Origin of the sequence: Phytopseudomonas argentinensis (genome assembly GCF_900113905.1) — a bacterium.
GTDB classification, from domain to species: Bacteria; Pseudomonadota; Gammaproteobacteria; order Pseudomonadales; family Pseudomonadaceae; genus Aquipseudomonas; species Aquipseudomonas argentinensis.
In genome coordinates, this window is sequence record NZ_FORC01000001.1 from 147986 (window position 1) to 172054 (window position 24069).

The following is a 24069-nucleotide window of genomic DNA, read 5'->3' on the forward strand; positions in this document are numbered from 1 at the left end:
GTGGCAGGCTCAGTCCTGCAGCTTGGCGGCCAGCGCCTTGACCCGCGCCAGGTCGCCACCGGCTACCTCTGTCAGGCCTTCGCCGTACTGCGCATCGGCCTTGTAGAAGAACGACAGCATGATGTGCTTGCTCTCGTCTTCGGCCTCGGCAAGGGCGCCACCCAGACTGGCGATCAGGTCGCCCTGCATCTTCTTGTCGTAGGAACGGTACAGCTCGCCAGCCTGCTTGAAGTTCTGCTCGCGCTGGATCTTCTTCTGCTCGGTGCTGCCACTCAGCGGCAGGTTGCTGTAGCGCGCATGCTCGGTAGCAGGCCGCGGGTTGATGCGGCTGGGCTCGTAGTTCACCTCGGTGGTGGTGTGGCCATTGTTCGCCGCGCCATCCTGGTTGCCGTTGTTGACCAGCACCTTGGCGCTGTTGATCGGCAGGAAGGCATGGTTGGCGCCCAGGCGGTACATCTGGGTGTCGGCATAGGAGAACAGCCGGCCCTGCAACAGGCGGTCCTCGGAGGGCTCGATGCCCGGCACCAGGTTGGACGGCGCCATGGCCACCTGCTCGGTTTCCTGGAACACGTTGTCCGGGTTCTTATTCAGCACCATTTGGCCGATCTTCTTGTACGGCACGTCCGGCCAGATCTTGGTGGCGTCCAGCGGATCGAAGTCGTACCTGGCCAGGTCAGCCGGTTCGAGCACCTGGATGTACAGATCCCACTTCGGATAGTCGCCGGCGTTGATCGTGGTGATCAGGTCGCGGCTCATGTGGTTGAAGTCCTTGCCCTGGATCTGCTCGGTCTGCTTGGGGTCGTTGTTCTTGATGCCCTGCAGGCTGCGCCACTGGAACTTGACGTAGCGGTACTCGTTCCTGGCGTTGACCAGCTTGTAGGCGTGCACGCTGTTGCCGTTCATCTGCCGGTAGTTGGCCGGTGTGCCCTCATTGGAATACAGCAGGGTCAGGGTGCGGGTGGCTTCCGGTACGTGGCTGAAGAAGTCGAACTGGGTGCGGTTGCTGCCGTAGTTGGTGTTCGGGTCGGGCTTGAAGGCGTGCACCATGTCCGGGAACTTGATGGCATCGCGGATGAAGAAGGTCGGGAAGTTGTTGCCCACCAGGTCCCAGTTGCCTTCGCTGGTGTAGAACTTGGTGGCGAAGCCGCGCGGGTCACGCAGGGTTTCCGGCGAATGGTTGCCGTGCACCACGCTGGAGAAGCGCACGAACACCGGGGTGGTGGTGCCCTTGCTGAAGACCTTGGCGCGGGTCAGGTCGGAGATGTCCGCGGTGGCGGTGAACTCGCCATGGGCGCCGGTGCCACGGGCGTGCACCACGCGCTCGGGGATGCGCTCGCGGTCGAAGCGCTGCAGCTTCTGGATCAGTTGCACGTCCTGCAGCAGGGTCGGGCCGGTTTCGCCTGCGGTCTGCGAGTTCTGGTTGTCGCCTACCGGTGCGCCGTTGTCGCGGGTCAGGGGGGCGGCCTGGGCCGACAGGCTGAATAGCGAAGCGGACAAGGCCGCGGTCAGCAAACCAAGGGCGGGCGCCCATGCGGTGGTGGGTTTCATGGGTGAATCCTCGTCGTTTTTATGAGTACGCGCGTCATGCGCTCGTACCAAACTACGAGAGGCCCGCCGCTTCGCTAAATTGGAAAAAGGCAGCGCCTTGATAGGCAATGCTTATTACCCGATAGAGCCAAGTGGTGGTAAGCGAAGCGGCGAATCGCCCCGCTCATAGCCTGCAGCGTCGCCCCAAAACGAAGGATGGCCCTGCGCGGTTACCGCGCCGATCCGCATCCGCCCCGGCCCCCCGGGCGATAGCGAGTAACCCGCTATCACCCGGCGCCACGCATTACACCCGGAAGTGACTGACCATCGTCTGCAGCTGATTGCCCAGGCGCGCCAGCTCGACGCTGGAGGCGGCGGTCTCCTCGCTGGCCTCGGCGGTCTGCTCGGAAATGTCGCGCACGTTGACCACGCTGCGGCTGATCTCCTCGGCTACCGCGCCCTGCTGCTCGGCCGCGGCCGCGATCTGCTGGTTCATCGCCTGGATGTTGGACACCTTGCTGGTGATCGCACCCAGCGCATCACCGGCGCGGCGGGTCAGCGCCACGCTGCTGTCGGTCAGCTCGCGGCTGCTCTGCATGATCGACGCCACCTGCTGGGTGCCGCGCTGCAGGCCGGCGATCAGCACTTCGATCTCTTCGGTGGACTTCTGCGTGCGCTGGGCCAGGCCACGCACCTCGTCGGCCACCACAGCGAAACCGCGCCCGGCCTCCCCGGCGCGCGCCGCCTCGATGGCCGCATTGAGGGCCAGCAGGTTGGTCTGCTCGGCCACCGCCTTGATCACGTCCATCACTCCGCCGATCTTGTTGCTTTCGCTCTGCAGCTCGCCCATGGCGTCGCTGGAACGGCTTACCTCGACGGCCAGCCGCTCGATCTGCGCGATGGTCTCGCCCACTACGCGGTCACCCTGGCCGGCCTCACGATCGGCGTCGACGGCGGCCTGGGAAGCCTCGGCAGCGCTGCGCGCCACCTCCTGCACGGTGGCGGACATTTCCTGCATGGCGGTGGCCACCTGGTCGGTTTCCACCTTCTGGCTGTTCACCCCGGCACTGGTCTGCTCGGTCACGGCGGACAACTGCTCGGCCGCGCTGGCGATCTGGGTAACGCCGTCGCGAATGCCGCCGATCAAGTCGCGCAGGGTACTGCCCATGCGCTGGATACCCTGCTGCAGCACACCCAGCTCGTCGCGGCGGTTGACCTGCAAGCTGTGGCTGAGGTCGCCGCCGGCGATGCGCTCGACCGCCTCCAGGGTCTCCTGCAGCGGGCGGGTGATCTGCCGGGTGATCAGCCAGGCCGAGAGAATACCCACCAACAGTGCCAGCAGGGTGGCGCCGATCATCATCTGGTTGGCGAAGGTGGTATCGCGATCACGCAGGGTGGCCTGCATTTCCAGCAGCGCATCACTACCCTTGACGATTTCCCGCGCCTGCTCGGTCATGGCTTCACGCATCTGCACACGCTGCTCAGTGACCGCGCGGTAGGTGTTCAAGAGGCTGCGGTAGTCGTTTAGCGTGTTCTGCAGCTGCTGGACCTCATCGCGATATTCGCCGGTGAACACACTCGTCAGCAGATTGAGGCCCTGGCCGACTCGCTCGATCTGCTGATTCAGCGCCTGCTCGGTGCGCGCGCTGACATCGGAGGTGTAAGTGAGCACGTTATAACGCAGGGTCTGCACGTCATCCTCGGTGCGCGCGATGGCCTGATAGCGGACAAAGCCGGTTTCGCTGCCCGCAGCAGAACGGCCCACTTCCTCGCGAACACGATCGATCAGCTCACTGGCGCGATCGGCCAGCTCGACCATCGCGGTACGCGTCTGGCGGCTGGTCACGTAGGCGGCCTGGGTTTTGTCGAACGCCTGCTGGTATTGCTTCATCAGCTCGATCTGCTGATTGATCAGGCGCTGATTCTCGGCGTTGCGAAAGCGCGGCAGCATGTCCTGCTGGCGCTGTGAGAGCGCCTGGATTTGTCGCTCCACCTCCTTGCCTTCCTCGTCGCCACCATTGGCGATTAGGTACTGCAGGCGTGCGACGCGAAGATCGGTGAGGGTATGGGTCAGTCCATTGACATCCGCCATACGCTCGCTGCGCTGCACCACGCTGCCCAGGCTGGTCCAGCCGACAAGCGCCAGGGCCATGGTCAGGAGCAGCACCAGGCCGAAGCCCAGAGCCAGTTTGAGGGTGACGCTTATATTGCCAAACCATGCATTCATGGGGTCGCTCCAACTACTCGTATGGATAATCCGGGAAGTGTTCCGATACCCGGCCGATAGCGCTGCCAGGGATCGATCGGCAGCCTGTAGTTGCATGGAGCACGTACTCCAAACCGGACAACTGGGCTGCGCGATATCACTTTGATATCGCATTGACGCAAGCGAAGCGGCTTGGTTCAACCAATTTGCCTCGCCACGCTCTGGAGCGGGCCTGCTGCCCGTAGTGAAGACACCGTGATCGAGTTCGACCCAAACGCCGGCTTGGCGGTCTCAACTGAGTAGCGGCAGGCTTTCGGAGTGAAAAATGAGTGCGTTCGATTGGCAGCGCATGCTGCTCGGTGATATGCCTTTGCTGTTTCTGGGCGAGGTGGCGTTTCGCGCGCTATTCGCCTTCGTGGTGGTCTTCCTGTTCCTCAAGATCAGCGGCCGGCGCGGCATTCGCCAGTTATCGCTGTTCGAGCTGGTAGTAATCCTCACCCTCGGCTCCGCGGCCGGTGACGTATCGTTCTACGACGACGTGCCCCTGCTGCCGGTGGCCATGGTGTTCGTCACCCTGCTGGTGCTGTACCGCGCCACGGTCACGACCATGCGCCGCAGCGAGCGCTTTTCCGACTGGATGGAAGGCAAGCCGGTGACCATCATCAAGGACGGACTCTACGAGCTGAACAGCCTGGATCACCTGAACATCTCGTCCGACGAGTTTTTCATGGAGCTGCGCCAGCAAGGTGTCGAGCACCTTGGCCAGGTGCGCCTGGGCATTCTGGAAACCGATGGCGACATGAGCCTGTACTTCTTCGCGCCCGATGCCGTCAAACCTGGCCTTTCCGTGCTGCCGGCCGAGCACCGCAGCGAATACCAGCAGGTACCCGAAGCCGGCGTTTATGCCTGCGTGCGCTGCGCGCACACCCAGCCGATGGCGGGTGGCCAAGCGGCCGATTGCCCGCGCTGCGGGCAGCACACCTGGTCGCCAGCCCTGAGCCACGAACGGCTGCGCTGACAGACCGCCCATGGCCCAGCAGGCACAGGGAAAAATCCCCTGAACCGATCCGCGCGGCAGTGCCTCTACCCTTCTATCGCGCCAGCTCGAGGCGCCCAAGAAGAAAAGGCCCGCACCATGACTTCATTCCTGATCGGCTCGGCAGTGGTATTCCTGGCGCTGTTCGTGATCGGCCTGTATTCCGGTGTCACCCTGCTCCACGAACTCGAATAACGCCCCGCATATTTCTGGCCCAGGCTAAGCCGGCGCTGGCGGCGCAGCCATGCGCCTCGGCGTCCCCCGGTCAAGCCTTCGTGCCGTCCGCTTTCGCAGCCAGGCGACAGAGGTGGAAAAGCCCGACCATCCCTGGCCGGGCTTTTTCATTGGGCTCGGAGTTCGGGCCAGTGGCCCTGGGCTCACTGGCCGAACGGGGCTGGTCGACCGCTGCCGCTGGCCTTGTTCTGGCAATAGGCGGTGGGCTGCATCATGCCCAGGCTGGCTATGGTAAAGGCGCCGCCGCTGGCGCCACTTTGCACCGTGCAGTTGTAGTCCCCGGAGCCGGTACGCGCCACGAAATAAGTCTGCATGGAATCGCTGCGCACGTTGCCGATGCTGCTCACCGGCTCGCCGAGATTGGTCTCGGCCAGCGACTTGAGCTTGTCTTCGGTGGGTTTGATGTTGCTGCAACCCGCGAGGCCGACGAACAAAGCGCCGAGCAGCGCAAACATGGTGACCGGGGAACGCCGTTTCATGGTGTGCTTCCTTGGAATTGTAGGGAATGCTCCACAACGAAGATCCGCCTCGCGGCAGTAGCGCAAGGGCTTGAAAACGTTGGAGATACCCAGCAACCATAGCCCTGGTGGGAGGCGCGGTCATTAGCACAGGCGTGCTAATGGCACTGTGGGCAGGCGCCTAGAGTCTGCGTCTCGCCACTGGCAAGACGCGGCCGGTCAGCAGGCTCAACTGTCCGCCAGCTTGTAGTCCTCGGCCTTGAGTGGCTTCACTCCGCCAGCTCGAGTGACGCCGTACAACACCACCCCGGCCAGCAGCAACGCACCGGCGCGCAGCCAGGTCTGCGCATCCTGCTGGGTCATCAGCAGCAGGCACGAGGCGACGCCTAGTACCGGCACCCAGGTCGGCACGCGAAAATGATCCTCTGCCACCTTGTCACGACGCAGCACCAAAACTGCCAGGTTGGTGCTGATGAACACGAACAGCAACAGCAGCACCACGGTTTGCGCCAGGGTCGCCAGCGAGCCGGTCAGCGTCAGTGCGATGGCCACCAGGGTGGTCGCCACGATGGCCGCCGCTGGCGTGCGACGCTTTGGCAGCACGCCGCCCAGCACACTGGGCAGCAGCCGCTGGTGAGCCATGCCGTAGGCCAGGCGGCTGGCCATGATCATGGTCAGCAAGGCGCCGTTGGCCACGGCGATCAACGCGATAAAGGCGAACAACTGCTGCGGGATTCCCAGGCCCGAGGCCTTGACCACTTCCAGCAGCGGCGCGGTGGAGGTCGCCAGTTGCTCGACCGGCATCACCACTGCGGCGCCGATTGCCACCGCCATGTAGATCGCGCCGGCAATCAGCAGCGCGCCGAACAGTGCCCGCGGGTAGGTCTTGCGCACGTCGCGAATTTCCTCGGCAAGGTTGGCCGAGGTCTCGAAGCCCACGAACGAGTAGAATGCCAGCAGCGCCGCGGCGAGTACCGCGACAGCGGGGTTGACCCCGGCCTTGAATTCCACCACGCGGCTGAAATCCCCTTCGCCGCCACGCAGGAACCAGGCAGCGGCGACTATCACCAGCAGCAGGCCGGACAGCTCGATGGTGGTCATTACCAGATTGGCCGACAGCGACTCCTTGATGCCCCGGGCGTTGAGCAGGCCGATCACCACCAGGAAGATCAGCGCAGCGACATGGGCGGGAATGTCGACGAAGGCCGCCAGGTAATCACCGGCAAACGCCAGCGATAGCCCCGCCGCGCTGGTCACCGCTGCCGCCAGCATGCAGAAGCCGACCAGAAACGACACCAGCGGCGACTTGTACGCCCTGGCCGCGAACACCGCCGAGGCGCCGGCATGGGGGTACTTGGTGACCAGCTCGGCGTACGAGCCGGCGGTCAGCAGCGCGAAGCCCAGGGCGACCAGCAGGGCAACCCAGACCGCTCCGCCAACCTCTCCGGCAATCACCCCGGCCAGCGCATACACCCCGGCACCGAGCACGTCCCCGAGAATGAACAGCGTCAACATCGAGCCGGTGATAGCGCGCTTCAATGTGGGGGCTGGCTGGGTATTGGGGGTTGGCATCGTTCACGTCCTGTTCGGGTTGCGCACCTGCGGCGACAGCCGCCTGCAGGCCGGTCATGGCTGACCGTTACATTTTGAAAGATGCCGCGCAGCGGCAAAGATTCAACAAGCCGGCCGACCGGTAACGGCGCAGCCCGGGCCGCGGCCCGCTGATGGAAGGTAGAGGGGGAAGAGAAAGTCGGGCTCTCTAGCAAAAAACAGGCGAGCGTTGCGCGCTCAGGCCATGGGCCTGGAGACCGTGCAACCGCTCGCTGCAGCGATCAGCGCTTAGTGGTCGTTCGTTCTGGCACTGCCGGTATCGCGGTCACGCAGTGCGTCCTGATCGGAGCCCGGGTTACCCGCTGGCGGGTTCCATTCGACACGATTCTTCTTGGCATCGGCTTCGTTGGCGCCCTGCTTTGGCTCGGACTTGGCCTTTTCCAGCCCCGAGCCATGCCCGGCGCCGGTATCCACCGGTTTATCGCTGGAAGCCTGGAAAGCGGACTCTGGTTGGTTATGTTCGACTGCCATGACAACACTCCCGTAACGACGCAGGACATCTGCGCATACAGCTGTGAAAGGCCGCCTGGCGTGCGAGTGCCATGGTTTCGACAAGCGGCAACGCATGACTGCGCAGAGATCTGCCGGCCACCGATTGCCAGCCACCGGCTGCAGGGGAGCGCAATTGGCGATGGTCAGTGTCCTCACCGCCAGGCGCCACCAGGGCTCTTCACCCTTGTTGTCGGGGCTCAAGCTCTTGTCAAAACCTGGTCAGGCGTGGCGCGCCGCTCCCCCTTCAATCCAGACTACGGCAGGACGGACGGCCTCTCGATCAGCTGCAGCAATCCGAGCAGCGGCCGATAACCCACGACTCTCCCAGCAAAATGGCTGTTTTCATGTTCAATCGGCTCTCCATTCAGTTCAAGCTGACCGCCCTCGCCGGCCTGTGCCTTCTGGTCGTCGTGTCCCTGCTCGTACTCGTCTCGCAGTTCTATGCGGCGCGCAGCAGCGATGTGGTCAAGGACACCAGTTTCCATATGCTCGGTGACTCCGCGCAGTTGCGTCTGCAGGCCATTGCCGAGGCACAGGCGCAAGGGATGCGCAGCGAGTTCCTCGAGGTTTACCTGTATGGCATTGGCCTCGCCAAACAGGTGGATCTGCTGCGTAAACAGCACGGCAAAGGCGTGCTGAGCGCCGAAGCCCTGCGTAGCGACCTGACCGCCGTGCTGGCCGATGCGCTTAAGGCGCGCCCCGAATCCCTCGGCATCTACATCGCCTTCGAGCCCAACCGCCTGGATGGCCAGGACGGGAATTTCACCGATAACCAGAGCGCGAGCAGCAACGAAGCGGGCCGCTTCGCCCTTTACTGGTCGCAGAGCAAACCGGGCGCGTTCGAAGCCGAAGTGATGACTGAGCAGGAGCTGGCCGACACTACCCCCGGCCCCAGCGGCGCGGCCTACAATGCCTGGTACAGCTGCCCGCTCAAGAGCGCGGCACCGTGCCTGCTCGATCCTTATGTCGACCAGGTCAATGGCCAGCCCGTGCTGATGACCAGCGTGGCCCTGCCGCTGCTGGACGGCGGCAAGGTGATCGGCGTGATCGGTATCGACATCAGCCTCACGGCGCTGCAAGCGCTGGCCGAAACCGCCAACCGCGGCCTGTACGAAGGCCAGGGCGACATCAGCATCATCAGCCCGGCCGGCCTGCTGGCCGCCTACACCCGTGACGCGAAGCTGCTCGGCAAGCCTCTGGACACCGCCTACCAGGCCCAGGCGCCAGCATTGAAACAGGCACTGCAGTCCGGCCAGCCCTCCGTGGTGTCGAGCGAGCAGGCGCTCGGGGTGTTGCAGCCCGTCCAGCCCATTCCGGGCGCCAAGGCGTGGGGCATCCTGATCCAGGCGCCGAAGCCGGTCGTGCTGACCCGTGCACTGGCGCTCGCCGATACCCTCGAGTCGCAACGCACCCGGGACAGCATGATCTCCTGGCTGGTGGGGCTCGGCGCGATCGTGCTGGGCCTTCTGCTGATGAATTTCATGGCCCGTCGGGTGACCCGCCCGATCCTCTCGGTCGCCACTATGCTCGAAGACATCGCCAGCGGCGAAGGCGACCTGACCCGCCGCCTCGCCTACCCGCGGCAGGACGAACTCGGTCGGCTGGCCGATGGCTTCAATCACTTTCTCGACAAGCTGCAGCCGATCGTGGCGAAGGTGAAGGAGTCGGTGCAGTCCGCCCGCCACACCGCCGACCAGTCCTCTGGCATCGCCACCCGCACCAGCCAGGGCATGCAGGCGCAGCTCAGCGAGGTCGAACAGGTGGCAACCGCCTCCAACGAGATGAGCGCCACCGCCCAGGCCGTGGCGCAAAACGCTTCCGAGGCCGCCGCCGCGGCACGCAGCGCCGACGAAGCCACCCGCGAAGGCCTCCAGGTAGTCGACCAGACCACCCAGCGCATCGAACGCCTGGCCCATGACCTGGGCACCGCCATGCGCGATGTGGAAGGCCTGGCGGCCAGCAGCGAGCAGATCGGCTCGGTGCTCGAAGCCATTCGCAGCATCGCCGAACAAACCAACCTGCTGGCCCTCAACGCCGCCATCGAAGCCGCACGCGCCGGTGAAGCCGGGCGTGGCTTCGCGGTCGTCGCCGACGAGGTCAGAAGCCTGGCTACCCGCACCCAGGTATCGATCGAAGAGATCCGCCAGGTCATCGAACGCCTGCAGCAGGGCACCCGCGATGTGGTGGAATCCATGCACGACGGGCACCTCCAGGCGCAGGACAACGTCAGCCACGTCGCCCTCGCCGTCAGCGCCCTCAAGCGTATCGGCGATGCGGTCTCGGTGATCACCAGCATGAACCTGCAAATCGCTAGTGCCGCCGAAGAACAGAGCGCCGTCGCCGAGGAAATCAACCGCAACGTGTCGGGTATTCGCGACGTCACCGAATCGTTGGCCGAACAGGCGGATGAATCCGCCCAGGTCAGCCGCTCGTTGAATGAGCTGGCCAACCACCAGCAGGGGTTGATGGATCAGTTCAAGGTCTAGGGTCGTAGCGAAAAGGCAGCCAGATAGCATTGCCGCAACAAGCCGTGGTGGTTTGTTGCGAGGCTGCTGCAGACCGGACGGAAAACGGCGCCGGAGCGTGCAACATATCCTGCCCTGCTTCAGCGACCAACGCGGCCCCTATCGGAACCGCTGGAACCGGGCGTTGACACCCTGCCATCAGCCTCCACCCAAGACGATTGAATATCCCATGCGACCTATAAGGAATACCAACAGGATCAGGAAAAAGACGCGAATGAAACCACTGCCATAACGAAGTGCCAGGAACACGCCGGTGAGGGCCCCTGCGATATTACATAAACCCACCACGCCGCCGATCAGCCACAACACGTTGCCCGAGGGAATGAAAAAGAACAGCGCAGCGCTAAAGGTTCCCAGGTTCACCAGCTTGGCGCAGGCCGATGCGTTGAGAAAATCGAAACCGAAGTATCTGACGAAAACGAATAGCAGAAGACTTCCGCTGCCAGGCCCGAATAGGCCATCGTAAAACCCCAGCAATGCGCCAAAAAACACACTGAGCAGAACCTCTTTTACCCCACACTCGGCAGCCCGATGGACTTTACCCAGATCCTTCCTCGCGAAGGTATAGGCAGCCATCAGGATCAAGATCACGAAGACTACATACTCCATGATTTCCCTGGGAATCAACGAGACAGAAAAAGCGCCTAGAAAAGAAAATAAAAAAGCGGAGGCCATCGTCGGCAGCATGAGCTTCCACACAATTGTTATTCGCTTCAGGTAGCCTGATATGGAAAAGAAATTACCCAGAAGCACCGCCAGCTTGTTGGTGCCAAAGACGGTTGCCAGGCTGTGCTGAGGTAAGGCGTGGAGTAAAGCAGGCACTTGCACTAGCCCCCCACCACCCACCGCCGCATCGATCAACCCACCGCAGAACGCAAAGAAACCCAAGGTCACGATGGCATATTCAAAACTCATACTGCATCTCTTTGCCATCCACTATCTGATCCGCCACATGACTTCCTGGAATATCGTGCGGGTATCATGTTTCTGAGTCAGAGGCCGCTGACGCCTGTCGCGGCATCAGCGGCCTCGGTAAAACTTTTTCATTCAATGGCTCAGTGCATCATGCATACTGCGAAACGCATTGCCTACACGGCCGTTATAGTCGAGCATCACCTCTTTCAGACGGCCAATATCAAACTCGATATCAGCGAATCGGCAGTAGGCCTGAGCCGCGGCTAGCGCATGCAACCCAGGTCTGTTTTCCACCTCCCCTGAATGCCCCATGACATAACCCTTGGCAACTCGAAGCGCCTTCAAGTCGGTGCGCAGCAAGGGGTTAACAGCCTGCAACTTCTCGCCGATATACTGCGCGACATAGTTGTATTCGCGACCATTCCAAAGCTCAGATGCCACTGACGTCATCATCGCGACCAGGATTGACTGCTTGTGCTCATGAGAGCGCAAGGGAGATTTATTTTCCGCCACACCTACTTTATAAAGAAACTCAGAAAAATCATTGCACGCCTTTACTGCATACTGTCTTTCGATCCAACGCGAAGCGCCGAAAGCTGTAGTCATGTATTCATACATGCCGTCGTGCCCTTCATGGCCCAGCCCGAAATCATCCTTCGCAACTTCATGCATATGTGCCATGACATTGTTGTACAAAAGCTGTAGATGCAAGGAAACGGCACCTGCATCTGCAGCCAATCGCATGATAATTTTCGCCGATACCAGGCTGGTTGTTTTATGCGTTTCATTCCAGCCGTTGAAGAATTTCAAGACACCTTCATCAACCAGCTCCTTCGTCAAAAACGCATCGAAACTTTTTTCAGCCCAACATTGCGCCTGCTGCGTGGCCTCATGGCAGAGCACTTCATACATCGCCAATTGCATTTCTGACACATGATCGACATGGGCCAGAATAGCCGCTTTACGCTGATCACCCGTAATGACGCGACCCGGTATCTTCAATGCGCTGATGTGCCTGGGCAACGCCTCGATGAATACGTCACCAAACTGCTGCATCGATAACTGATGCCGGGGCATTACAACAGCGCTCTTCACCACGTTAGAATTCATTGCCTCACCTTTTTCCCTAAAGGGCATGTATGAACTTAGCATTTGATAAATGCACACAAACGCGAAACTAGGTCACTTGTAAGCAACAATCAAGTAACTTATAATCAAAAACCTATTCACTTTAAATGAATGGTCGGTGTAGCAATGGAACTGTCGCAACTGAAAATGTTTAAAGTGATCGTCGAGCAAGGCAGTATCGTTAAAGCTTCCAAGGTGTTGCACTGCGTACCGTCCAATATCACCAACAGGATCAAGTTACTGGAACAGGAGTTGGGCGTTGACCTGTTCATACGCAAAGGCCGTGGGCTCGTCATTAGCCCATCAGGGGAGTTATTTCTCGGTTATGTGAACAAGATTCTAGCTGTTTGTCAGGAGGCGCAAAGGGCGCTTGACCCCGAAGCGCCTCCAGCAGGCGTGCTGAAAATAAGTGCAATCGAATCGGCGGCGACGGGCCGTCTACCGGCTCTGCTGTCCCGCTACCACGCACATTACCCAAAAGTGCACATGCAATTCGGCACCGATACCTGGTCAAACTTGGTTACGGACGTCGTCGACCACAAGCTGGACGGTGCGATAATTGCTGTAAACAGCGATCACCCTGATATCGGCAAACAGGAAATATATAAAGAACCCTTGGTATTGATCGCCTCAATGTCGCTGGGCGAAATTACCTCGCCACAGGATCTCAACAACCTCAACATTTTCATGTGGCCTGAGGGCTGCCCTTATCGCCAGGCACTCGAGAATTGGTTGAAGGCTGCCAAGGTATCGACACCCATCACAAGCATAGCGAGTTATGGCACCATTCTTGGCTGCGTGAGTGCCGGCGCGGGGGTCTCCTTGGTCCCGACAGGGGTGTTCGAGCAATATCAGAAGATTGGCAATATAAAAGGCTATACCTTCGAGTCGCTTGCGCCGATACAGAATTACTTCGTCTGGAACAAGAATGTTGGCTTCCATCGCGCCAGAGATGCATTCGCAGAATTGATGACAGATTCGTTCAGAACAATCTAGCGGCTAAGACAGACCCAGGCACTGCACCTGCGAAAGCCCGACCCTGCAGGTCAAGTTGGGATTACGGGTTAAAGGATTGGATCAACTGATCGTTCGGCATCGATTCAATGCTGACCACTCGCGATGGAAGATGCCTCTGGATCACCCAGTTCGACCTACTTCGCGGCCTAACGCTCTTCAGACGGTGGCTGCTTATGCGTTGCATTCCCCGCCTCGGGAAGCGCACAGCTCTGCCCTTTACAGCGGCCGGCACCATCAGGATGAGGCAGCCATGCCAGGTGCGGGCGCCAGCGGCAAAAAAACCGGTAGGCGACGTTCAGCATCGGCCTGGCCCAGCGCCATGACAGGGGCGCAGCCCAGAAGCCGAGGCCAGCTGCGCGCCAGCTCCACAGCGTTGCTTCCAGACCGGTGACCCAGGTTCCATCGGCAAACCTGGCGTGCAGCAATGATTCCATCTGGGCAAAGGTGAGTGCCATGGATTCGGGCTCGAAACCTTCGTCACGGATATCGACGAAGCGCAGGCGCTCCGGGGCGGCGCGCGCGCGAAGGGTGTTTATCTCCCGGGCGCAGAGTGGGCACTCGCCGTCAAAATAGAGGGTCAGCGGCCATGTTGGCTTTCTGTCCATTAACGATCAGTCCCGTCGCGATTTTCCATACCATATGCCCAGGATCCCAAGCCGACAATCATCAGCTCGGACATATGCAGATCTTGCCTCCGAGATGGTTGGCCCCTCCCCCAATCAACCGCAATTGCCAGCAATGGTCAGGTAATCCGTGTAGAGCTGAGGCGCGCCTGAAAAGGACGCCAGTTCGCGCCACTCTTCGTTCATGCGTTCCGCGTCCTGGTGCTCGCGTACGAACTGCAGTGCCAGTTCGGTGGAAACATCGAGTTCCGGGTGGAATGCATTGAGGGATTCGAGGCTTTCGATTTCCAGCATGACCACGTATTGATCGATGCGGCTGCCGCCCTGGCATTTCAGCATATGGAATTTCCAGCCCGGATAGTCGGCGATGCGCTGGATATTACTGGTGATGAAGTGTTCGAAGGTCGCCGCAGATACGCCGGGACGCAGCGCCAGGTTATGAATGCCGATGACCCGGGCGACGGGTTCCTGGCCGGCCAGTGCCTGGTAGTTGGGTCCCTCCGGCAGCGTGCTGCGGGTATTCTCGGCGACCTGCGAATAGTGCGAGAAGATGGTGGGTCGCTCGGAGACGGTCGCGAAGGTCTTCCATTCGGCGATCAGCTCCAGGGCCTGCGGGCGCTGATGCCAGAAGGTCTGGGCCAGCGCGGTGTGATCGCCGTTGGCGTCGATGTAACGGTCGTAGTCTTCGGCGCTGGGTGCCTCGTGCAGCATCAGGTATTGATGCTGCCGCTCACCGCGCAGGCCCTTGAGCAGCGTCCATTGCCAGCCGGGATAAGCCGGAATCTGGATACCGCGTTCACGGGCGAACGCTTCGAAATGCGCGGCAGTGACGCCTTTCTTCAGATTGAGGCCGATGTAGTGCAGGCTGAATACAGGCCCGGATACGTTGTTCATAGAGGACTCCCTGGAAATTAGCGAGAGGACACTGGCAAGGTTGCTGCCGCGCGGAGCCCTGGGCCCATCGAGGCAACGACGTAAGACTTGGAGACACCGATCAGCCGGTGCCGTGACGGGCAATGCGCCGGGCACTGGCACAAATCAGCAACATGATCACGATCCCCGCGGCGAAGGCCGCGGTCAGGCTCCAGTGCCGGGCCACTACGCCAATCAATGCCGGGCCGCTCAGCAGGCCCGTGTAGCCGATCAAGGTGACCGCAGACAGGGCGAAGCCCGACGCAACCCCGGGCTGGTTGCCAGCGGCGGTGAACAGGATCGGCACGATATTGGACAGGCCCACGCCAGTGAGCACAAAGCCCAGCAACGCAACGCCTGGCAGGTCGACGGCCACGACCAGCAGCAACCCCAGCGAGGCGCAGGCGCCGCCCAGCATCAGCATGCGCTGGCGACCATGGGCGTTGACCAGGCGGTCGCCATACAAGCGGCACACGGCGACGGCGATCGCATAGAGCGTAAAACCGACCCCGGCATGGCTCTTGTCCAGCCCGCGCTCGGTGTGCAGGAACACCGCCGACCAATCCAGCATGGCCCCCTCGATCATGAACACGAAGAAGCACAGCACGGCGATGAACATGACCCCGGGGTGGGCCAACGCCTGCAAGGTGCCGCCCGACTCGCCACTCTCCGCTACCCGCCTGGCCAGCAGGTGGCCGCGGGCAGCCAGGGTGAACAGCGCTATCAGCAGCACGATCAGGCCGATGGCTTGCAGCGGCGTAAGCCCGGCCCACAGCAGCAGGGTGACACCGCCGGCACCGGCCACGCTGCCAATGCTGTAGAACCCATGGAAGCCGGACATTCTGGCCTGCCCGCTTTCACGCTCGACAATCACCGCCTGGGCATTCATCGACACATCCAGCAGGCCATTGACCGCGCCGAACACCAGCAACGCCGCCGCCATTCCCCAGACGGAGCCGGCGAGCATCATCAAGGGTAGCACCAGGCAGAAGATCGCGGCGCAGCTCAGGATCAGGCGCTTGCAACCGAACCTGGCGATGGCACGGCCTGCCAGCGGCATGACCAGCATGGAGCCCGCCGCGATACAGAACAGCAACAGGCCCAGCGTGCCTTCATCGATGCCGAGGTGGGTTTTGACGAAAGGAATCAGCGGCGCCCAGGACGCCATGCCGAGCCCGGCGACAAAGAAAATATGGCGAGTAGCGCGCTGCTGGAGGCGATTGGCAGCGATACTCGGGCAGGCAGCATTCATGGCATGAGACCCTAGGTTCATGTTGTGGGCGGCGATGGCCACGCTTGCAGGCAGCGCGGCCACCGCGGTCTGCCCGCGAGAAAAACGCCTGCGCTCAGCTCAGGCTCTGCGCCACCGACAGGTAATCGGTGTAGATCTGCGGCGAGCCGGAGAACGAAGCGAGTTGCTTCCACTCCTCGTACATCTGCTTGGTATCGCGATGCGCCTGGGCAAACAGCGCCGCCTGGTCGGTGGCGATATCCGGTTCCGGGTAGAACACGTCGAGCGCCTGCAGGCTGGCTATCTCCATCATCACCACGTACTGATCCAGCCGGTTGCCCCGCTCGCCCTTGAGCAAATGGAATTTCCAGTCGGGATAGTCCTCGATGCGGTGGTGGTTCTCGGCGATGAAGGTCTCGAAGGTGTGCGCCTCGACGTCTTCACGCAGCGCCAAGTTGTGAATGCCGATGACCCGCGCCACCGGCTCCTGGCCGGCGCGCGCCTGGTAACGTGGGCCGCGGGGCACGTCGCTCCTGGTGTTCTCGGCCAGCAATCGGTAATCGGTGTAGAGGGTCGGCCGTTCACTGAAGGTGGCGTAGCGCTTCCACTGGCCGAGAATATCCAGGGCCTCCGGGCGCTCGTGCCAGAACTGGCGAGCCAGCGGGGTCTTGTTGCCCTCGGCGGTCAGGTACAGGTCGCGCTGCGCGGCGCTTTGTATTTCGAAAAGCATCAGGTACTGCCCGGCCCGCTCGCCGCGCAGGCCGCGCAACAGGGTCCAGTTCCAGCCGGGATAACAGGGAATGTGCACGCCCTTTTCCTGCACGAAGCGTTCGAATTGTTCAGGCGTTACCCCGGCCTCGGTATCGATGGCGATGTAGTAGAAGCTGAAGACCGGCGCAGCTGAAGCGTCTGGCTGTGTCATTGGCTGGCCCTCCTCAGGCATGGGGCTCGACGAACTGGGTATTGATGATGGCCTCGACCAGGGTCACGCCGTTGGGCGTCAGGCTGACCACGTCGCCCTGCACGCTGACCAGGGCCTTTTCCACCAGCGTATCCAGGGTGCGGCTGATGATCGGGTTGTCGTAAAGGCTCCTGCCTTCGAAACGTTGCCTGAACACCTGGTCGTCCACGGGCACGAGCGTGGAAAGCGCCATCTTGAAGGCATTGACTTCACGCTGCAGGGGCGACACGCCGCGGCTCCCTTCGATGGGCAGGCGGTCTTGGTCGAGCGCTTCCTTGTACGCCTTGTAGCCGGTGATGTTGATCGCCTCGGCGCGGGTGCACTTCGAGCTGCCGCCAAGGCCGATCGCCACCTCCGGGTACTGGGTCGGCAGGTCGGTAATGATCCCCTTCCACTTCTCCGCCTGCAGGTGGTTCTGGTGGAAGTACATGGTCGGGTGTTCGCGATAGCCCGAGGCGAGGTAGCGCTCGACCAGCTCGCGCATCTGGTACTGCTTGCCCAGGCCGGGAAAGGTCATGCTGTCGGTGCCGATCAGGCCCTTGCGCTGCCAGTGGCTTTGCCGCTCACCGGAAACCCCGGTGCGGGTTTTCATGAACTCCTCCATGTGCAGCTTGGTGATGACCACATGGGAAAGCTCGAGCTCGAGGACCTTCTCCAGGTCGTACTTAACATCGTCCACGCCCTGCCCGAGCATGCCGTAGATGAGGTCGACACTGACCCACTCCAGGCCGATCTCCCGGGCATGCAGGATGGTCTGCACGCACTCTTCGGCCGAATGCATGCGCCCGCAGGCGGAGATGATGCGGTCGTCGAAGGACTGCGCGCCAAAGCTGATCTTGGTGAAGCCGAGCTCCTTCAACAGCAGCAGGTAGTCGCGCGTCAGGGTGCCCGGCTCGCCTTCGAAGCGCATGGTGGCGGCCGAGAAGTTGAAATGGCTCAGGTAGAAATCCATCAGGCGGCGCAGCTCGGGCTCGGGCAGCAGCGACGGCGTTCCGCCGAAGATATTGAATTCGCCCACCTCGGCGTTGGCCAGGCTGGGGACCTTCTGCAGCCACATCCTGGCTTCCTTGATGTTGTAGTCCACCAGGTCGACGAACACCTGTTGCGACGACGCCGCCTTGGGATTGAGGATGACCGTGGGGTACTGGCAGAAGTGGCAGCGGTAGCGACAGGTGGGGATGTAGGCCCACAGGTGAATCTGCCGGGCCTGGCCGATTTCACGGTCCATGTCCGCGAAGAAGCCCTCCAGCGGGTAGTCGGCGATATCGCCGGGAAACACGTGGCAGCCGAAGGGATCGTTGAATACGTAGTCCAGCATGGCGCTGTTCTGCGGGCGGGAGAGAAACTCGTGGACCCGAGGCAGCGGATAATTGGGGTCGATATCGTTCAGTGAGTTCAGCGCTTCGAGGTTCATCAGAACACCCCGCCGTTGGCAAAGTAGTTGTGGGCTTCGCCGGACTCGCGGTCCTCGCAGAAGTAGTAGACGAAGCGTTGGAAATCCTCGGGCCTCACGGCCGCGAAACACTCGGGCAAGGCCGGTGGGTAGCCGATGTCCTCGCCTACCGCACGGCGCAACGCGCTGAACAGCTCTTCGCGAAACTCGAAATACAGGCGATAGGCCGGCGTCTTGTAGGCATGGATGGGCTTGAAATCGATGACCCGTGATTCGTATTTGATTTCGTGGATGCGCTGGTAAAGACGGTCAGCCAGCGGCCCGCCGAAGAACTCACGCACGGCGCTGTTTTCCAGCAGGATATGGGGGTTGAGCAAGGCCGGCAGCACGATGTTCTTGGGCACGTAATCCTTGATCGAGTATTCCCAGGCCTGCCGCGACTGCTCGGCACTGGTGTCGGCCAGGGTGGGCAGCTGCCGCTCCACGTCCGGGCGCACGTCCTTCATGATGATGATGCCATCCTGGCCATAGGCCTTGCCGGTGATGACTTCCTCCAGAATGGTGTCGACGCGGCGGCTGTTGATTTCGATGCGAGACTCATGGGCGTAGACGGGTTTGCCACCCCAGGCGATGACCCGGATGCCGAAGTCCCAGTCATCGGAGAGGTGCTCCACGAAACGGCCGTTCTGCAACTGGTAGAAGATCTCGATGCCGCCTACCTTGTCGTAGAGCGTACGCTCGACGGCAAAACCCTTGCCGTCGGGAAAGCCACCGAACAGCGAGAACGACATCTCGCGGCAACGCAGCGTCTTGTCGATTTCGGCGTACAGGTTCGGCCGGGTCTGAAAGGCGGCCTGGTTGTAGTAGTAGTTACAGGTGCCGAGGTCGGCGTTTTCATCGACCATCTTTCTGATCAGCGCGTGCAGCCAGAATGGGTCCACCGTGCAGTCGGCATCGGCGGACGCGATGTAGTGCCTGCTGCTGGTGCCCAGACGCAGGTCACGCTGCTTCGAGCGCACGCTGGCATAGTCCATGCCGCGTTTGCGCGCCGACGAAACGCCCTGCACGCGCTCCTCGATGACATGAATATCCAGGGCCGGATTGCGCGCTCTGAAGGCATTGATTTTCTCTACCGAGTCATCGCTGGAGTTGTTGTCGACGATGATCAGCTCGTAACTGTCATGGGTGATCAGGCCGTCTCGGGTCTGCTGCTGGAACAGCGATTCCAGCACGCTGTCGATGCGGTCACGCTCGTTATAAACCGGCAGCACGACCGATACAAAAATGGTGTCACGCATAGTTCCTCCAGGTTCATTCAAGTCGAGCATGCCGGCGACGTTATTGGCGAGCACGCGCTGGCCAATAGCGAAGTTTCTGCGCGCCATGTCTGCCATCAGTAACTTGTCGTTGAGCAGGCGATAAACGTCATCGACGAACTGTTCATCCGGTAGTCCATCATTGGTTTGCGAAATATTCATGATCGGCGCTTCGAATCCGTGCCGGCCATACACTTCCTGGTAATACTCATAGCGGGTGGTGATGTAGCAACGCTGGTTGCTGATGGACTCGCCTATGGGGTTGCCGTAACTGTCATAGCCCCAGGACGTCAGGAAGGAAACCAGATCGCAGGAACCATAAAGATCCTCGATGGTGATCGCGTTCTTCTTCACCGGCATGCAAGCGTGGGATAACGAGCCGATGAACTTCACGAACGGCTCGATGTTCAGTTCCCTGACCTGTTTATTCAACGCGGCAAAGTACGCCGGGTGCTCCTGGGGGTCGCCGGCGACCACCAGATACACCTTGCGTGCGCTGCCGCTCTGGGCGAACAGCTGGTTCAGCCGGTAGACCAGCCAGATGTCGCGATCCTGGCGCTTTTGCGGAATGATGCGCGTGGTGCGGGCGATCAGCATGTCGCTATCGCGGATATCCAGGCCTTCCCTGATGTTGCGGTACGTGCCTTGCCGGTCGAAGTCGTAGGTGTTCTTGCGCACCTCGACCTGCACCTGGTGATCGCACCATTGCTCGAGCAGGTTCTTTAGGTGGTTATTGAGGGTCACGTAGCGGATATGGGGCGAGCGCACCGGCTTGACGGCATGGGGGTAAGGCTCGGGGCCGTACTTCATAACGGCCTTTTCACTGTTCCACATCAGGTCGTGATCGCGCCAGATCACGAAACTCCCCAGGCCATGTTCCCTGCCATAGGTGGCGATGGCCTGGTACAGCGCCCGGGTGTAGATGATGTTTTCCGGCAGCGTGCCGTTCTCGACGATCACATAACGGATGGCGAGCGATTCCCACAACGCGATGATTCGCTGGGCTAAAGCCTGTGATGCTTCATCCACCGCCGCGAGAAGTTGCTCTTCTTGCTCAGCCGAAACAGAAACTCTTTGCCCGATCAGCACCTCATGCAAGTGCGTGATGAAGGGAACCTTGTAATGGGGAATGGCCTCGATGCCCTCGACACGAACAAGGGTGAACACGCCCTGATAGATTTCTTTCTCTTCGTCGTAGGGTTTATTGAAGTTACCTTTATCGACCTTTATGTCGTAACCCACATCCAGATAACAGGCGATGTCATTACGTCGGAGTCGCTTGGCCACTTTCAGGGCCTCGACGGTAATACCCGATACCGCGACGGCATCGAATGATATGAAAATAGCCCCCGGTTGCATTGTTCCACTCCTTCAGTCTTTCAGTGTTTTATTGATCACCACGAACTAAAGAACCAAATTCAGAGAACAGTTACCCACCGAATGCATCGTCGGAAATAACGAAGGTGTTGAACAACTTGTGGCAAGTGTTCTGCGAGGCACTAATAAGTGCAGTTCATCGGGAGATGATGGGGAGCATTGCCCCCGGCTCTACCAACTGCCGGAGGCATGACTCAGTCGATCGGCACGCCGCGCTTCAGCCGGTTTCAGCCAACGGCACTTCCACCGGCGTCAGCACATGCACCACGCCCTTGCCCAGCACCATTACCGCGGGCATGCCAGGCGCTTGCAGCGCCGGTTCGTCGAGCTGCTCGGCGTCACGTAGCTGCACGCGGATGCGGGTAATCGCGACGCGCTGTTGCGAGGTCAGGTTCTTTTCACCACCCAGGGCTTCGACGACCTTGGCCGGCAACAGTGTTTCGGCCGCCGTGGTCACCTTGGGCTCGTCCGGCACAAGATCCGGCGTCAGGGCCTTCCAGAAGGCACTTTGCAATTTATTGAACATGCTCAGCTCTCCAGTACAGGTGACAGGGGTAACGACGATGGCCGCCATGACAGCAGGGCTTCACGAACCTGCCCGGCGCTTTCCAGCGTCAGCGCCTGGCGCGCAATGGCCTCGCAATCGCTGAGCTGCACGTCGCGAATCGCCGCCTTGATGGCGGGAATCAGCGGCACGCTGGCCGACAGCTCATCCACCCCCAGGCCCAGTAACAGCGGCACGGCCAAAGGTTCCGAGGCCATGGCGCCGCAGACGCCGACCCACTTGCCATGGGCGTGGGCGGCTTTCACCGTGGTCGAGATCAGGCGCAGCACCGAGGGGTGAAAGCTGTCGGCCTGGCTGGCCAGGCGTGGGTGGTCGCGGTCCATCGCCAGGGTGTACTGGGTCAGGTCGTTGGTGCCGATGGAGAAGAAGTCGACTTGCGGCGCGAACACATCGGCCATCAAGGCCGCGGACGGCACCTCGATCATGATGCCGAGCTTGGGCAGCGTGCTGAGGCCAATGCTCGCCGCTTCCTCTTCGAGGATCTGCCGGGCCAGGCGCAATTCGGACAGCTGGCTGACCATCGGCAACATGATGTGCAGGCGCGCCAGCGCGCAGCTCGCCAGGATGGCGCGGAATTGCTCACGCAGCAGTTGCGGGCGCTCCAGGCACAGACGAACCCCGCGCATGCCCAGGAAGGGGTTGGCCTCGGCCTCCATCGGCACATAGGCCAGCGGCTTGTCACCGCCAACGTCGAGGGTACGCACCACCAGGTTACGCTCCGGCCCCATGGCCCGCGCAATGGCGCTATAGGTGGCCGCCTGTTCGTCCTGGCTGGGCGCACTGCTGCGCTCCAGGTAAAGGAACTCCGAACGCAGCAGCCCTACCCCTTCACCGCCCAGTTCAATGGCCTGCTCGGCCTCCGCCAGCGAGGCGATATTGGCCGTGACCTCGAAGCGATGGCCATCGCGGGTGGTGGCGGCCAGCGAGGCCTGCTCGAGGTCGCGCTGCCGGCGCAGGGTCAGTTGCTCGCGCTCGGCCTGCAATTGCTCGATGGAAACGGGATCGGGGTCCAGATGCAGCTCGCCCTTGTCGGCATCGAGCAGTACCCGGGTGCCGTCGGCCAGGGCAAGCACCTCGGCCGGCAGCCCGCAGACCGCCGGCAGCCCCAGCGCACGGGCCAGGATCGCGACGTGACTGGTGGCCCCGCCGCCAACCGTGGCAAAGCCCACCACCTTGCTGGTATCCAGTGCCGCGGTCTGCGACGGGGTCAGTTGCTCGGCCACCAGAATGGCCTGGTCGGGCAGCTCCCAGGCGCTGTCTTGCACATCCAGCATCAGCTTGAGCACCCGCTGCCCGACATCGGCAAGGTCCAGGGCACGCTCGGCCAGGAACCGGTTGCCACTGGCCTTGAACAGCTCGGCGGTCGCTTCGGTTACCGAGTTCCAGGCGAAGGCGGCGCTTTTGCCCTGGTTGATCAACAGCCGGGCCTGCTCCAGCAGGCTCGGGTCTTCCAGCAGTTCCTGATGGGCCTTGAAGATCTCCTCCTGGGCCTCGCTTGCCGCCTCATCGCGCAGCTTCTGCAAGGCAGCCAACGCCCCGGCCAGCGCACGATCCAGGGTTTGCAGCTCGGCCCGAGGGTCGCCGGCGGCCTCGGTAATCTCCAGCTTGCGCTCGACCACCTGAACCACCTGCCCGAGGGCAGAGCCTGCTGAAGCACAGACGCCCTGCAACGACATGGCCGAGGGCTTCGCTACCGGCGCCGCTTCGACGGCCGGCGCGCTGACCGCAGCCGGTGCCACGGACTCGCCACAACCATCGGCCAGCAACTCGGCAAGCGTCTCGATGGCCGCAGCGGCATCCTCACCGGTGGCGCTGATGGTTAGAACGTCGCCAAGGGCCGGCTGCATGGCCATGATCGCCACCAGGGATTTGCCGTTGGCACTGTCCTGCTGCCGGTGCAGGCGGATATCGGCCTTGAAGCCCTTGGCAGCCTGGGCGAACACCGCTGCAGGCCGGGCGTGCAGGCCATTGGCATTGGGCAGGCTGATCGGCTGCGAGACCAGCGCCTCCCCTTCATTCACCGGCGCATCGTCCGCCAGCCCGACGTGGCCAAGCTCCAGCAACGGCTGGCCACCGACTACCCTGGCGCTGTCGCCGGTAAGCATGTTGAACGGCTCGGCGCTGACCACCAGCATCAGCGTCAGCAGGCTGCGCGCATGCACGGCGATATGGTCGGCATCGAACTCGATCAACGCCTGGCCGGCCTCGACACGCTGGTCTTTTTCGACCAGCGCGGTGAATCCCTTGCCGGCCAGGTTCACGGTGTCCAGGCCGATATGCAGCAGAATCTGCGCGCCGCCCTCATGGGTAATGGTGATGGCGTGGCCACTGGCTTGCAGGTCGCTGACCACGCCCGCCAGGGGCGCGCACAGAGTCTGCGACGTGGGGTCGATGCACAGGCCATCGCCGATCACCCGATTGGCGAACACCGGGTCAGGCACATGATCAAGGGGCACCAGCACCCCGGAGAGCGGTGCCAGCAATTGCAAGGGTTGAGGTACGGTCATGGCTTCACCTGCGGTTTTGTTCTTGGAATGCATGG

At 61.6% G+C, this 24069-nt stretch carries 18 protein-coding genes; 3 read left to right on the forward strand and 15 right to left on the reverse strand.

The genetic code is table 11. The features are described 5' to 3' along the window. Window positions 1-9: 9 nt before the first annotated feature. Window positions 10-1548, reverse strand: coding sequence for a catalase (locus BM154_RS00595; RefSeq protein ID WP_074879631.1), 1539 nt, complete (start codon window positions 1546-1548; stop codon window positions 10-12). A 283-nt stretch (window positions 1549-1831) separates the two neighbouring features. After that, window positions 1832-3754 (reverse strand): HAMP domain-containing methyl-accepting chemotaxis protein, encoded by a 1923-nt coding sequence (locus BM154_RS00600; protein ID WP_074879634.1) that lies wholly within the window; start codon window positions 3752-3754, stop codon window positions 1832-1834. A 304-nt stretch (window positions 3755-4058) separates the two neighbouring features. Here BM154_RS00600 and BM154_RS00605 point away from each other — a divergent pair, with 304 nt between their 5' ends. Continuing rightward, complete coding sequence (locus tag BM154_RS00605; RefSeq protein WP_074879637.1) at window positions 4059-4751, forward strand: YetF domain-containing protein; 693 nt, start codon at window positions 4059-4061, stop codon at window positions 4749-4751. A 395-nt stretch (window positions 4752-5146) separates the two neighbouring features. Here the strand turns inward: BM154_RS00605 and BM154_RS00610 are convergent, their stop codons facing one another. The 3 genes from BM154_RS00610 to BM154_RS00620 form a co-directional block, all read right to left on the reverse strand. Beyond that, window positions 5147-5482, reverse strand: coding sequence for a hypothetical protein (locus BM154_RS00610; RefSeq protein ID WP_074879640.1), 336 nt, complete (start codon window positions 5480-5482; stop codon window positions 5147-5149). A gap of 207 nt (window positions 5483-5689) precedes the next feature. Continuing rightward, complete coding sequence (locus tag BM154_RS00615) at window positions 5690-7033, reverse strand: APC family permease (RefSeq protein WP_074879644.1); 1344 nt, start codon at window positions 7031-7033, stop codon at window positions 5690-5692. A gap of 267 nt (window positions 7034-7300) precedes the next feature. Next, window positions 7301-7543, reverse strand: a complete 243-nt coding sequence (locus tag BM154_RS00620; protein ID WP_074879648.1) for a hypothetical protein — start codon at window positions 7541-7543, stop codon at window positions 7301-7303. Between the two features lie 365 nt (window positions 7544-7908). Between BM154_RS00620 and BM154_RS00625 the strand changes: the two genes are divergently transcribed. Next, window positions 7909-10050, forward strand: coding sequence for a methyl-accepting chemotaxis protein (locus BM154_RS00625; RefSeq protein ID WP_074879651.1), 2142 nt, complete (start codon window positions 7909-7911; stop codon window positions 10048-10050). A 177-nt stretch (window positions 10051-10227) separates the two neighbouring features. Here the strand turns inward: BM154_RS00625 and BM154_RS00630 are convergent, their stop codons facing one another. Beyond that, a complete protein-coding gene (locus BM154_RS00630) occupies window positions 10228-11004 on the reverse strand; it encodes a sulfite exporter TauE/SafE family protein (protein ID WP_074879653.1) in 777 nt (258 codons plus the stop codon). Window positions 11005-11136: 132 nt separating this feature from the next. Beyond that, on the reverse strand, window positions 11137-12114 hold the full coding sequence (locus BM154_RS00635; RefSeq protein ID WP_074879656.1) for a hypothetical protein: 978 nt from the start codon (window positions 12112-12114) through the stop codon (window positions 11137-11139). Window positions 12115-12258: 144 nt separating this feature from the next. Between BM154_RS00635 and BM154_RS00640 the strand changes: the two genes are divergently transcribed. Beyond that, window positions 12259-13128, forward strand: a complete 870-nt coding sequence (locus BM154_RS00640) for a LysR family transcriptional regulator (RefSeq protein WP_074879659.1) — start codon at window positions 12259-12261, stop codon at window positions 13126-13128. A gap of 167 nt (window positions 13129-13295) precedes the next feature. On the opposite strand, the gene BM154_RS00645 is transcribed toward BM154_RS00640, so the two are convergent. From BM154_RS00645 to ptsP, 8 genes are all read right to left on the reverse strand, one after another. Next, window positions 13296-13754, reverse strand: coding sequence for a thiol-disulfide oxidoreductase DCC family protein (locus tag BM154_RS00645; protein ID WP_074879662.1), 459 nt, complete (start codon window positions 13752-13754; stop codon window positions 13296-13298). Window positions 13755-13868: 114 nt separating this feature from the next. Further along, window positions 13869-14666 carry a hypothetical protein gene (locus tag BM154_RS00650; protein ID WP_074879665.1) on the reverse strand — a complete coding sequence of 266 codons (798 nt, stop codon included), beginning with the start codon at window positions 14664-14666 and terminating at the stop codon, window positions 13869-13871. Window positions 14667-14766: 100 nt separating this feature from the next. After that, complete coding sequence (locus tag BM154_RS00655; protein WP_074879668.1) at window positions 14767-15936, reverse strand: MFS transporter; 1170 nt, start codon at window positions 15934-15936, stop codon at window positions 14767-14769. Window positions 15937-16030: 94 nt separating this feature from the next. Next, entirely contained in the window at window positions 16031-16837 is an 807-nt protein-coding gene (locus BM154_RS00660; RefSeq protein WP_074879671.1) for a hypothetical protein, read from the reverse strand. A gap of 13 nt (window positions 16838-16850) precedes the next feature. Then, window positions 16851-18290, reverse strand: a complete 1440-nt coding sequence (locus BM154_RS00665; protein WP_074879674.1) for a radical SAM protein — start codon at window positions 18288-18290, stop codon at window positions 16851-16853. Continuing rightward, window positions 18290-20944: a glycosyltransferase gene (locus BM154_RS00670; RefSeq protein ID WP_074879678.1), complete on the reverse strand. Its 2655-nt coding sequence runs from the start codon at window positions 20942-20944 to the stop codon at window positions 18290-18292. Before BM154_RS00670 ends, BM154_RS00665 begins: the two co-directional genes overlap by 1 nt. A gap of 235 nt (window positions 20945-21179) precedes the next feature. After that, the gene (locus tag BM154_RS00675) at window positions 21180-21488 is read right to left on the reverse strand and encodes a PTS transporter subunit EIIB (RefSeq protein ID WP_074879680.1); all 309 of its coding nucleotides are present in this window, start codon (window positions 21486-21488) and stop codon (window positions 21180-21182) included. Between the two features lie 2 nt (window positions 21489-21490). Beyond that, window positions 21491-24034, reverse strand: coding sequence for a phosphoenolpyruvate--protein phosphotransferase (gene ptsP, locus BM154_RS00680; RefSeq protein WP_074882281.1), 2544 nt, complete (start codon window positions 24032-24034; stop codon window positions 21491-21493). Window positions 24035-24069 lie beyond the last annotated feature (35 nt).